The organism is Treponema sp. (assembly GCF_017430385.1).
GTDB lineage: Bacteria > Spirochaetota > Spirochaetia > Treponematales > Treponemataceae > Treponema_D.
In genome coordinates, this window is sequence record NZ_JAFRNB010000024.1 from 1 (window position 1) to 12,239 (window position 12,239).

The following is a 12,239-nucleotide window of genomic DNA, read 5'->3' on the forward strand; positions in this document are numbered from 1 at the left end:
CTTGTACTTTCCTTTACATAGAATTCACCGCTCGTTGTAGTGAAAATTTTGTCCTTGTACTTCCACGGAGAATAGACCCAGTTCGTCCATTTTGAATCATAGTGATAAATAAGCCTTTTGTTTGCATCGCGGATGGAAAATCTTTTGCCGCGTGTCATGCTGATGCTTTCGATGTATTTTGACAGTTCTGCAACCGGACATGTAGCAAAAAGAACGCCGTTGATTTCATGTGCGGAGTCATAGACAGGGCGTGCAAAAACGACTGTTGAAGAGCCGTCGTGTTTTGATTCCAGAACGCTTGTTACATAAAATTTTGATTCGCCGGAAATAATCTTTTGATAATACTTTCTGTCAACAACCGAAAATTCCTCATCGTAGATGTTCCAGCTCTTGCCGTCCTTGTCCGCGTAGACAATTAAATCGAAGGGAGCATGAATGTTTCCCCTTTCCTTGATAAGAAGCTTCCTTATTTCATCTGACGAGAAATTTTTGTATGCGATTTTTGCATAGAAAATGTCGAGGCGGGATTCAATCTGAAGGAGTTTTGCATCTACTGCGAGTGCGAAATCTTCTGCCTGATCGTCACATTTGTCGATAAAATCTGCTTCTGCTGCCGTCTGAATCCTTTTGAGCAGGGTGTTTGCGAGGACGACGTTAAGCCCTAAAATCAAGAGAAGGGTGATTGCGAAGGAGAAAAGCCGTTCTAAGTTTGAGTTTATGTAAAACTTTTTACTCATATAAAATACTAAAAAGATTCTTAAAAAATCTCAATTTAATTTTAATACATATTTCCATAAATGCAAGAAAAATATAGAATATGGCATTATGAAAACTTTTCCCCTTAATCATGAAGAATTAAAAAAGTTGACGGAATCTTTCCCGACTCCGTTCTACCTGTACGACGAAAAGGCTATCCGTGAGAACATGCGCCGCTTTACAAAGGCTTTTTCTATTTTCCCTGTTTTCCGCGAATATTTCGCCGTAAAAGCCTGCCCGAACCCATATATATTGAAAATTTTAGCAAGCGAGGGCTGCGGAGCTGACTGTTCAAGTCTTCCTGAACTCATGCTTTCTTCAATGAGCGGAATTTCCGGCAAGCATGTCATGTTTACATCAAACGAAACTCCTGCAAACGAATACAAATACGCTTTCGCAAACGGAAACATCATCAACCTTGACGACATCACTCACATTCCGTTCTTAAAAGAAGCTCTTGGTGGAAAACTTCCTGACACAATCTGCTTCCGCTACAATCCAGGTCCTGCAAAACACGGCTGCAACTCAATCATCGGAAGTCCTGAAGAAGCAAAATACGGCCTCACCCGTGAGCAGATGATTGAAGCATATAAAATCTGTAAGGAAGAGGGAGTTCAGCACTTCGGCCTTCACACAATGGTCGCTTCAAACGAACTTAATCCGAATTTCTTCGTAGACACGGCAAAACTCGTTTTCGAACTTGCCTCAGAAGTTAAGGAAAAGGCCGGAGTCCGAATCGAATTCGTAGACTTGGGCGGAGGCTTGGGAATCCCTTACAAGCCTGATCAGAAGGCAGTTGATTACGACGAAGTTGCAAAGGGAATCCGCGCAGAGTATGACCGCGTAATCGTTCCTGCTGGCCTCGACCCTCTTGAAATTTACTGGGAATGCGGCCGCCCGATTACAGGTCCTTACGGCTGGCTCGTAGCAAAGGCAATCCACGAAAAGCACATCTACCGCGAATACATCGGCCTCGATTCTTGTATGGCAGACTTGATGCGCCCTGGAATGTACGGCTCATACCACGAAGTTACTGTAAGCGGCAAGGAAAATGCTCCGAAAGACCATGTTTACGACGTTGTAGGAAGTTTGTGCGAAAACTGCGATAAATTCGCCGTCCAGCGACAGCTCCCGAAAATCGACATGGGCGACCTCGTAATAATTCATGACGCAGGCGCACACGGCCGTGCAATGGGCTTCAACTATAACGGTAAGCTCCGCTGCGGTGAGCTCCTCCTCCGCGAAGACGGCTCAGTAAAAGAAATCCGCCGCCGCGAGACAATCGACGACCTGTTCAGCACATTGGACTTGGCCGGAGTGGATGAGTTTAATTAGCAGTTAGCAATGAGCAATGAGCAATTTTACGGGACATCGGTCGCTTCGCTTCCTTGTCCCGTTTTTTATGCTTTATAAAAGACAGACAATCCCTCTGACGCTTTCTAAAAAAAGCAAATGAATGCAAAAAAGCGGAAGCGCGAAGAAAAGCAGAGCGGTTTTCAGCACTTGCAAGGTAAATGAACCGCAATTTGATTGTTTTAATAGGATATTCCTAAGAAAGTCCCCTTGCACCGTGCTGAAATACCGTGTCTTTTCTGGGAGCGTACGCTTTTTTGTTTTATCTAATTGATTTTATTTTTTCAACAAAGCCGCAAATGGATTGTATGTATCTCCATCGTCGTCGTTTGCGTGAGCGTTCATGTATGCGCTTGCGTCGTCTTCTTCCTCGTCGCTTTCACCAGCCGGGGCAAGGCTGATTCTCTTTTCGCCTGCATCGATTTTCTGTACGATGACTTCCATTGTGTCACCGACCTTGAACTTTTTGTTGAGGTTTGTTTTGTCGTTGACATCGCGCAAAAGCGAAACATGCACGAGACCGTCAATTCCTGGCTTGAGGTTTACGAACAAGCCGAATGCCGCGATTCTTGCGATTTTGCCTGTGAATTTGTCGCCGATATTAATAGAAGAAACTTCATCCCACGGATCTTTTTCAAGTTCTTTCATGCTCAAAGAAACTTTTGAACGCTCAGGTTTAGATGTATTCCATTCAGCCTTGATGATTTTTGCCTCGATTTTCTGGCCGACGCTCAAAACTTCTGAAACATCGTTTACGCGGGCGTGAGAAATCTCTGAGATTGGAAGAAGTGCCTGGAATCCGTTCAAATCAATGAATGCGCCGTAGCTCTGCAAAGATTTTACTTCACCTGTTACGACTGAGCCGACAGTCAATTTTTCTGCGAGAGAGTTGACTTTGTTGACTTCTGCCTGTTCCTCAACTTTGCGGTTTGAGACGATGATGTTCTTGCCTTCGTTCTTGAACTCAGTGATGATGAATGTGAGGTTGCGGCCTACGTATTCAGCTGGCTCCAGGCGGTTTTTGTAGCCCATCTGAGAATATGGACAGAATGCGCGGCTTGTTCCGATTTTGACCTCGAATCCGCCTTTGATTTCGGCTGTGACATTGCCCTCAACCGGCAAGCCTGAGTTGTAAGCTGATTCAAGCACATTTGAGTCAGCATTTTCGCCCTTCAAGCGGGTGGTGAAGTGCAGCTCGTCCCGGTTTGATGAAACAAAATAAACTTTGATTTTGTCGCCTTCGTTTACTGTGCATTTTCCGTCTGCATCGATAAATTCTGCTTTGTCAACAAATCCTTCGCTCTTAAGCCCCAAATCAATAAAAACCGTGTCATTAGAAATCTGTACGACCGTAGTCTCAACTTCCTGTCCGATTTCAAATCCTTTCATTTTTAACTCCTTTTGATTGTTTATTCTAGCAAAAATTCCTCACAGAGTACACAGAGGGCACAGAGAGTTTTTCACTTATTAAATTTCTCTGTGAACTCTTAAGCTCTGTGAGGAATTTAAAATTCATACTCCAACAGCTGACAATTCGTGATTCCGAAAGCCCCGAATTCTTCGTTCGTCATGTCGCAAAAATAGGAATTTACCACGCGTGCAAGGCCATTGTGCGCCACCAGAAGATAAGTTTCGCCCATGCGCTTGCTTTGCTCCGTGAGTTTGTCCAGAAGATTGTAGATTCTCTGAGCCGTTCGCATGTTTGACTCACCGCCAGATTCGCGGCCATAAGACATGGCAAAAGTTTTGAGAGCGGCTTTGAATTCCGGAGATTCCCGGCTTTTGTCCTCGAAACTTCCGAAATTTCTTTCTATCAAAAGAGGTTCTTCTTTGGCTGGAATACCTGTGATTTCAGAAATGTGAAGTGCCGTAAGTTTTGCCCTGGAAAGCGGAGAATAAAAAATTCTGTCAATTTTGATTTCACCGCTTGCGATTTTTTGTTTTATATCGTTTCCAAGCGCAAGTGCCTGCTCGTGCCCCTGCTGGGTAAGCTCGACTTCCCTTGCCCCGCAGACAAGTTTTTTGGTGTTGGTGAACGTCTCTCCGTGCCGTGTAAAATAAATCCTAGACATGAGCAAATTATATATTAAATGTGCAGGCGCTGGTAGCCCCGAAGTAGCCGCAGGCTATGAGCGCAGCGAAGTGCGGACGTAGCGACCCGAACGGATGTGAGGGATGTGCCCTATTCAAATTCACCGTGAATCAGATTGTACGCCACGCTACCCGGCCCGGGAACTTTCGGCAGTTCATCCCATTTGAACCAGTTTGCATCGAGAAGCTCTTCTTCCTGAATCTTGATTTCTCCGCTCTCGTATTCGGCTCGGAACGCAAGCATGAGCTGGTCAGGGAAAGGCCACGACTGGCTTCCGACATAGCGGATATTTTTGACATTTATGCCGGTTTCTTCAAGAACTTCCCTTTGAACGGCATTTTCGATAGTTTCACCGACTTCAACGAATCCGGCAATGCAGGAATAAACATCATCATTGCGGTTTTTGTGCCTTGCGAGCAAGATTTCATCGCCTCTGCTGACAAGAGTGATGATTGCAGGCTCCAGCTGAGGAAAATACAATGTCTTGCACCGCGGACAGGTTCTGGCAGTAAAATAAAGGTCATCGCGGAGAAAGCCGCCGCATTTTTGACAGTAACGCTTGTCATGCTTGAAATTCAAAAGCCCCCTCGCACGAGCCGCAAGCCCAGCAAGCTCCGCCCCGGAAACTTTTTTTGTCTCATCCGTGAAACTTACGAACCTGTCGATTCTGTCAATGCCGCGCATTTTGTGGAAAAATTCACGCAGAGGAATGTCAGTGCAACCCGCGGGATTAGGCGTGTCCTTTTCGAGAAGAATCGCGGAGTAACCATATTCCAGCTCGGCGAACCAGTCTTCGGCAACATTCATCGAAAGACATTTTCGCACGACCTGCTCGTCAGGCAGAGAATCCCCCTGTAAAATGATGGACTTCTCCCTGAAAATAAAGTGAATCTCGCAAAATACATTCATCTGGTTAGAAATCATCGGCATAAATTAAGTATAAGCCAGGATTTCCAAAAAAGAAAGAAAAATTTTACAAAGTAATTTTAAGTTTTCCGTTTTCACTTTTCAATTTTTTTGATATTCTTTTTGAACGAGGTATTTATGAAAGTAGCGATTTTCTTTGGTTCAAAATCCGACACAGAGACAATGAAAAAGGCAGCCGACATCCTCAAGGAATACGGCGTTGATTATAAGGCATACATTCTTTCGGCTCACCGTGCGGGAGCATTGCTCCACGAGACTGTCAGGCAGGTAGAGGCCGACGGCTGCGAGGTCATTATCGCAGGAGCAGGCTTGGCAGCGGCACTTCCTGGCGTGATTGCAGGGGCTACGACCCTTCCTGTAATCGGAGTTCCCCTTGAGTGCGTTACACCGGGCAAATCAAACGGGCTGGGCGGAATGGACGCACTGCTTTCGATTGTCCAGATGCCGCCACAAATTCCAGTCGCAACAGTGGGAATCAACAGCGCAAAAAATGCCGCATATCTCGCAATCGAAATCCTTTCAATCAAATATCCTGAACTCAAACAGAAATTACAGGCATTCCGCAAAAAACTAGCCGACGATGCAGCCGCAACCGGCGTTGATGTAGAATTATAAAAATCAGGCGCAAATCATTCTGCTGCCGCTGTTCCGCACTTCGGTAACCCTCATTCCTCCGCTTCGCTCCGGAACTGCCTTGCGGCAGGTGCTCCATAGCGGAGCGGCCTTCTCCTGCTAACAAAAAAATCTCCCCCGCAGAGCAAGAAAAAAGCAAATATAACAAAAAATTATTGCTTTCCATTGCCAAAAATACAAATTTTTTGGAAATAAATAGGTATAAAGCGAGGTTGATTGTATGTCTAAAAACAAAAGAAAATTCAAAGACTCGTTGTTTACCAGTCTTTTCTGCGAAGATTTGTATGGGAAGCGAAACTTCCTTGATTTGTACAATGCGCTTAACGGAACTCAGTTAAAATATGAGGAAACGAAAATTGAGGATGTAAGGATTGACGGTGTACTCTATGCAGGCCAAGCAAATGATGTATCAATGCTGGTTGACAATAAAGTCGTTGTTTTGTTGGAGCAGCAATCTACCATAAATGAAAATATGCCTTTGAGATGTCTGATGTATGTCTCGCAAATTTACGAGAAAATATTAGATTCAAAAACAAGGTTCAAACGAAAACTTCAAAAAATACCTGCACCGGAATTTTTTGTATTCTATAACGGCACGGAAAATTTTCCAGAAAGTAAAGTTCTAAATCTTAGTGAAGCTTTTATAGAAAACAAATCTGATATTTCCTCAAAATCAATGGAAAAAAATCAGCTTAATCTTGAAGTTATGGTGTATAATATTAATAAGCCCAACGGAAAAGCGAAGTGGGAAGAATGTAACGCCTTAACTGAGTACAGCGATTTTGTCAGAATAGTCCGTGAGGAAAAGTCTTCTGGTAATGAAAAATTTATGGATAAGGCCATTCGCCGTGCAAAGAAAAGCGGAGTTCTTGCCGAATACTTGTCGCGCAATGCGAAGGAGATAGAAAATATGTTTTTCGGTGAATATGATTATGAGACAGATGTTGCAGTTCAGCGCGAAGAAGCCTTTGAGGACGGATTCTCAAAAGGAGAATCAAGCGGTGCTCATAATAAGGCAATGGAAACCGCCAAAAGAATGCTCGCGGACGGCGTTCCCGCTGAGCAGGTCGCAAAATGGACGGATATTCCTGTTGAAACACTTCGTTCATAATTTGTGGAATTTATTATTATCGGAATAAAATCAGAAAATTTTAATTTTTTTTAAGAAGTTACTAGCATTTTATTATCCCATGCGTTACACTTTATTTTAAGAAGTTTGGCGTATGCCGGGCTTATATTTCAAATTTAAACAAGGAGTTTTTATGAAACTTTCAAAAAAACTTATCGCAGCGTTCAGCGTTGCAGCTATGTTGGTTACAGCTTTGTCAGTCACAGGTTGTAAGAAAGATGATGACGATGATGACATGATTCAGGGTAGCAACAAAAACTATTCTATCAATGTCAGCGCTTCGGAAGTTAATACTGATGAAAAAGCTGCGGCAAACCGAGGCTATAAATCAACAACATTTAAGCATAGAGGAGAACTTGTCCGATTCACTTTTAACAATTCTAAGAACGATGGAGGCGTACTTGGCTTCATTTGGGATTTGGAAAATAACAAAGAAAAACTTAGCGATGGAGAAAAGGTAAATAATCGTAATTTCTTTGTTCTCGGACTCGCAACAAATTTAACAGATGGAAAAATTCAGTACTATGTATCAAAGTATTACAATGTAAAAGATATTTCTGCAAGAAACTTTGGTGCACACGATGGCACAAATGCAGTTAAATATACATCGGCATTGGCTGAAACTGGTAGAACTTGCGAAAACGATTTGACATCAGGGTTCTGTGATTTGGTTTCGACATCAGCAGAAAAAGTCGTTATTTGGGCTGATATTTATCCAACTGTTAACAACACTCAGACTCATAAAGCTGGTACGACAGATCCTACAGCTTCATTTACAGGTGGTTGGTCAATTGATTTCTATAAAGGAACAGCGGATAGCGAGACTTTAGGAGAAAAAATTGGTAGTACATTTACAATTGACCCAAATGTGACTGGATATGTGGCTGGTTCTGCTTCATCTGGAACACAGATTCCTCAGAACTATCTTGCAGTTTACGCAAATGTCTATAAAGACAAAGCTTTGAACGGTGCATGGTTCTTGAAGCATGATTATTATCATGACGATGTTGTAGAAGAGTAGTTTTTATTAGAAATATTTCTGATAATTAACCACTTTTTAAGCAAGGGGGCCTATGATAGGCTCCCTTTTTTTTGGGTGATTTTATTGTTGTTATGAAAATAAAAACAGCCTTTTCAAGATTAAACCTTGACATTTAGCCAGTATGAAATTAAATTTATAACGGAGTAGTTATGAGAGTATATCATGAGCAGATAGTAGGTAATACAGTCGCCTATATAGCGAAAACATATTATGAAAAGACTCATATGTATCCAGCTCAAATGCTGGTGTATAAATTATTGGCACTCATGGATTTTAACTCCGTAAAGACAAAAGGGCGGCCGTGCACTGAATTAACTTATAAAGCTCGGAAAAATGGCCCGGTTCCTGAAGAATTATATAAAGATTCTGAAGAAAAGTATAAAAACTTTTATACAGTGAAAAGATTTCCTTTGCCAAACGGAAAGTCATACAAGCGCTACAAGGCTATGTGTGAACCTGATACGGACTACCTTTGTCCTTCAGAACTTGAGTTTCTCAATCAAAAAATAAATTTGTTTGTTACTGAAAGGTTTAATTCTCGAAAAGCTTCGGAGTATTCGCATCAGAATATAAAAGCTTGGCGTAAGACAGCCTATAAAAAAATAAACACTGTGATTGATTACGCTGCAGAATTTGATGATGATATTTATTCAAAACCTTTGAATAAATTGTCAATGCCCGAAGAGCAATTTTTACTTTATCGAGAATACTCGAAATGCCAAAAATAGGTGAAGTTTATAAGTCGGCGATTCCATATTCTGGGCGTGATGATGGTGCAGAGGCAAAGCTAAGATACTTTATTTATTTAGGTTCTTCTAGGATATTTGATATACCGATTTGCTATTATTTTGAAACTACAACGACAAAAGGACATGATGAAGCCGCTCTCGAAAGATTGAAAGAACAGCATCCAAAGACTTGTATAGATTTTAAATCTACAGAAAAAGGTTTTCCTGACCATTGTGTTTTGTGTTTGGATTACATAGATGCGAAATGTCAGACATTTGAAAAAGATTATAAACTTGAGTTCCAGAATTTTAGCATATCGTCAGAAAAATTGCATGAGATACTCGTAAAACTTGAAGCTGCAGATATTTCTCCAAAAGACAAGAAAAACATAAAAGAGTCTTTTTCGATTGAAGGTGTAAAATAATAGTCTCTCAAGAGAAAATTTTTTATAATTTCTCCTAGTGCTATTAAAAAAATGCTCCATGCCTTTTGACATGGAGCGGTGAAAATGAAACCTAAAAAGCCTTATTTTGGGTCGATGATGTTTTCAACTGCGTTTGTTGTCTCTTCCACACCTTCCTTTACTGCTTCTTTTGCAGCTTCGGCTGTGTTCTCTACGCCTTCTTTTGTGGCTTCTTTAACAGCTTCTGTTGACTCTTCTGCGGTTTTTTTGACATCCTTTTTGCCTGATGCGAACACGAAACCTGTTGTGAGAACTGCGAGTGCAGAAATCAAAGCGATTTTCTTAACCATTTTCATAAGCAACTCCTTGTACGGCGGAAAAAATTTATTCTAGCATCGTTAAATGCTATATGAAAATAAAAAACTTTCCGCTAAAATAGTTACATAAATTATAAATATGTTTAAGACGATTTTCAAGATATTTTTATTTTTATTTCCATTTTTCTCTTTCGCTGAAAATTCGTTTCATTTTTATCTGGAGCCTCACATCGCTTTTTCTCATGGAACTATTGGTGAATATCTTTATGACAATAGCGATACCGACAGATTGCTCAGCAGGCTTGACTGGGAGCGAAATCTTTTTTTGTATGGCGCAGAAGCTGGCGTGTCTTTTTGGAGACTCAATTTTTCGGCCGATTTTTCATCTTCTGTTCCAAAAAACTTCGGGAAGATGCATGATTCTGACTGGATGAACGACTATCATCCAGATATGAAAACAACCTATTCTGTTGGCAACAATAAGGCTGTAAAAAATCATGAAGCACTTCTTTCACTTTCGTTTGATTTTTTCCCATTTAGTTCATCCTCTGAGCGTACATTTGTGATTTCTCCGATTGTTCAATTTCATTATTCTTTTGATTCTTTTGAGAGAACTGATGCTGAAGGATGGTATGGCCAGTCAAGAAATTCATCTGATGGAAAAAATCATTGGTGGTATGAGAGTGAAGCCGAACATCTTCCGCGAACATACTGGAATGATTCTAAAGGCAGATATGTCACTCGCAGGCTGGCAGGAATTTCATACGAAAGAAAATTTTATTCTTTTTTTGCAGGTGCTCGGCTTGACTTGAAAGTTTCAGATAAAATTTCTGGAAATCTTGGGCTTATGGTTGCTCCTTTTGCCCGCTCTGAAGTAGAGGATGTTCACAATGGTTATGAACCGCGCCATTACAAGCATGTGCAGACAGGTTACTGGGATTCTGCAAAAGTTTCTTTAGGCGGAAGTTTTTCCGCTTCAAAAAAAATCGATATTACTTTAAATACTGAGCTTTTTTTTATGAATCTCTTAAAGGGTTCTTACGCTCTTGAAAACAAAAAAGATCCTTACTATCGGACAGGCGGAAAGCAATTTGCAGTATCGGCAAGGCTTGGAATCCGGGCAAACATTTTCCATGTAAAGTAATCACAGACAATAATCTTTTATATAATCCGCAAAAAAAGGAAGTGTAAGGGAAATATAGGCTCTTCGGCTTTCGAGTAGTCCGCGTTTTAGAAGTCTGTCCCTGTACATTGAATAATTCCCTGCTTTTTCGCCCATAAGCGTTATGATTTCTTCCCGCTTGTATTCTTCTTTTTCTGTAAGTGTTTTTAGAAGTTCCCTGTCAGTTTCTGTTAGCTCTTCCCATATTTTTTCATAGGAATATGAAAAAAGCTCAGATTTCAAGGATGGAATAAGATCCTCAAGTGTCTCTTCATCCTGTTTTTTGAAATAGAGAACCCCAAGCTCCTGAAAGGCGTAAGCGTATCCCCGCGTGATTTTCGCCATTTTTACAGCTTCATCAATATTGATTTCTAGTCGTCTCCTGTACATTTCAGACATTCTTACGATGTTTAGAGGCTCCGTCTTGATTGTTGTTGCTCGTCTGAAAAAAGTGAGGTTCTTAACATTGCTGACTTCCATTATATTTTCATAGAGTCCTGTGCAGACAAGATAAACAGGGTATCCAGCCCTGAGCCAGCGACCGTATTCTGATGTAAACTCTATCATGCCGCGGTTTTTTGAAACTTCATCAATTCCAACCAAAATTTTATGTCCTTTTTTCTGTATTTTCTGAAGCATTTCGTCGATTTCAGTTCCAATATCAAAGAACGAGTCTGATTTTTCGGCAGATACGCCAATTCCTCCGCCAGTTCCAATAAAACTTGCTGACAAATTTAAGCTTCTGCTTTTGGTTTCGCCTTTGCCAAAACCTTCTTTTACAAGTTGAGATGCAAACTGAACAAGCATGTCGCGGGTCGGGTTCAAATCGATGACAATCCAGCCGTCAGCTTTTCTTTCATCTTTTCGGAATTCGGATTCAACTTTTGCAAGCGTGACTGTTTTCCCAGAACCTCGCACGCCCGTAATCTTGTAAACCGACTCAGACGGATTTTCATAGTTGAAATTCGCGATAATTTCATCAGGCTGTTCAGTGGTGATATATGTATAATCTGGTGTTTTGCTGAAAGTGGTTGTAAAAGGATTTTGCATAGTTTGTCTCCTTATTTATGATTCTTTATAGTTCTTTATAATTCGCAAAAGGTTTTATAGATTTTTATAACTCTTTATAATTCCGTTTTTATTTTATAATTCTTTATAATTTTCTGCAAGAAAAATCTCGTACGGTAGATACAAAAGAATCTATTGAGGCAGAAAAAGAGGTCGCAGAAGAAAATGTTGAACAGCCTGCAGAAACAGTAGATGCAAGCCTCTCAGACGCAAAATAACAAACTCAAAGCAGCATTATTTTGATGCCGGATTCTGCCCACTCACCTGCGGAATCCGGTTTTTTTTTGTTTTTCTGTAAGCCCTTCATCTTAAAGGCAGAACTTTATAAAACTCAACGATGCACCTATTTTTTTATCCAAAACCGACTTTCTTTTAAACAATACTGACTTTGTTAAAATCGCGTTGCCAAAAATGCAAATTTTTTGGAAATAAATATATGTCAGAAGGAAAACTTACCTCAGAGCATGGATTTTCCCCTGACGGAAATTTATTTTGGAAGATTGTAAAATGAACTTGAAATAGTAAAAATAAAAACACCCATACAAATGGAAATTTGTTAATATGTTTTTCACCACAAAAACCAAAATTAACAAAGGAGAACCATAAGTATGGGCTTAAATCATGTTAC

Annotated in this window: 13 protein-coding genes; 7 read left to right on the top strand and 6 right to left on the bottom strand. The window is 40.7% G+C overall.

Going from position 1 to position 12,239, the window contains the following annotated elements; genetic code table 11:
* Positions 1 to 737: PDC sensor domain-containing protein (locus tag IJJ71_RS01695; RefSeq protein WP_296844938.1), on the bottom strand; the 737-nt coding region annotated here is incomplete at its 3' end.
* Positions 738 to 822: 85 nt separating this feature from the next.
* Between IJJ71_RS01695 and lysA the strand changes: the two genes are divergently transcribed.
* Positions 823 to 2,091, top strand: a complete 1,269-nt coding sequence (gene lysA / locus IJJ71_RS01700; protein ID WP_486389605.1) for a diaminopimelate decarboxylase — start codon at positions 823 to 825, stop codon at positions 2,089 to 2,091.
* Positions 2,092 to 2,385: 294 nt separating this feature from the next.
* On the opposite strand, the gene IJJ71_RS01705 is transcribed toward lysA, so the two are convergent.
* The 3 genes from IJJ71_RS01705 to nudC form a co-directional block, all read right to left on the bottom strand.
* Positions 2,386 to 3,498 (bottom strand): 30S ribosomal protein S1, encoded by a 1,113-nt coding sequence (locus IJJ71_RS01705; protein WP_296844940.1) that lies wholly within the window; start codon positions 3,496 to 3,498, stop codon positions 2,386 to 2,388.
* 116 nt (positions 3,499 to 3,614) lie between these two features.
* Positions 3,615 to 4,181, bottom strand: a complete 567-nt coding sequence (locus tag IJJ71_RS01710; protein ID WP_296844941.1) for a histidine phosphatase family protein — start codon at positions 4,179 to 4,181, stop codon at positions 3,615 to 3,617.
* A 110-nt stretch (positions 4,182 to 4,291) separates the two neighbouring features.
* On the bottom strand, positions 4,292 to 5,131 hold the full coding sequence (nudC, locus tag IJJ71_RS01715; protein ID WP_296844942.1) for an NAD(+) diphosphatase: 840 nt from the start codon (positions 5,129 to 5,131) through the stop codon (positions 4,292 to 4,294).
* Between the two features lie 114 nt (positions 5,132 to 5,245).
* Here nudC and purE point away from each other — a divergent pair, with 114 nt between their 5' ends.
* From purE to IJJ71_RS01740, 5 genes are all read left to right on the top strand, one after another.
* The gene (gene purE / locus IJJ71_RS01720) at positions 5,246 to 5,743 is read left to right on the top strand and encodes a 5-(carboxyamino)imidazole ribonucleotide mutase (RefSeq protein ID WP_296844943.1); all 498 of its coding nucleotides are present in this window, start codon (positions 5,246 to 5,248) and stop codon (positions 5,741 to 5,743) included.
* Between the two features lie 238 nt (positions 5,744 to 5,981).
* A complete protein-coding gene (locus IJJ71_RS01725) occupies positions 5,982 to 6,872 on the top strand; it encodes an Rpn family recombination-promoting nuclease/putative transposase (RefSeq protein ID WP_296844944.1) in 891 nt (296 codons plus the stop codon).
* Between the two features lie 151 nt (positions 6,873 to 7,023).
* Entirely contained in the window at positions 7,024 to 7,911 is an 888-nt protein-coding gene (locus tag IJJ71_RS01730) for a hypothetical protein (RefSeq protein WP_296844945.1), read from the top strand.
* Between the two features lie 170 nt (positions 7,912 to 8,081).
* A complete protein-coding gene (locus IJJ71_RS01735; RefSeq protein WP_296844946.1) occupies positions 8,082 to 8,660 on the top strand; it encodes a Panacea domain-containing protein in 579 nt (192 codons plus the stop codon).
* Complete coding sequence (locus tag IJJ71_RS01740) at positions 8,648 to 9,085, top strand: hypothetical protein (protein ID WP_296844948.1); 438 nt, start codon at positions 8,648 to 8,650, stop codon at positions 9,083 to 9,085. The genes IJJ71_RS01735 and IJJ71_RS01740 overlap by 13 nt, the downstream gene beginning before the upstream one ends.
* A gap of 101 nt (positions 9,086 to 9,186) precedes the next feature.
* On the opposite strand, the gene IJJ71_RS01745 is transcribed toward IJJ71_RS01740, so the two are convergent.
* Complete coding sequence (locus tag IJJ71_RS01745) at positions 9,187 to 9,420, bottom strand: hypothetical protein (RefSeq protein ID WP_296844949.1); 234 nt, start codon at positions 9,418 to 9,420, stop codon at positions 9,187 to 9,189.
* Between the two features lie 100 nt (positions 9,421 to 9,520).
* Here IJJ71_RS01745 and IJJ71_RS01750 point away from each other — a divergent pair, with 100 nt between their 5' ends.
* Positions 9,521 to 10,525 (top strand): omptin family outer membrane protease, encoded by a 1,005-nt coding sequence (locus tag IJJ71_RS01750; protein WP_296844950.1) that lies wholly within the window; start codon positions 9,521 to 9,523, stop codon positions 10,523 to 10,525.
* Here the strand turns inward: IJJ71_RS01750 and IJJ71_RS01755 are convergent, their stop codons facing one another.
* Complete coding sequence (locus IJJ71_RS01755; protein WP_296844951.1) at positions 10,526 to 11,593, bottom strand: hypothetical protein; 1,068 nt, start codon at positions 11,591 to 11,593, stop codon at positions 10,526 to 10,528.
* Between the last annotated feature and the right edge of the window lie 646 nt (positions 11,594 to 12,239).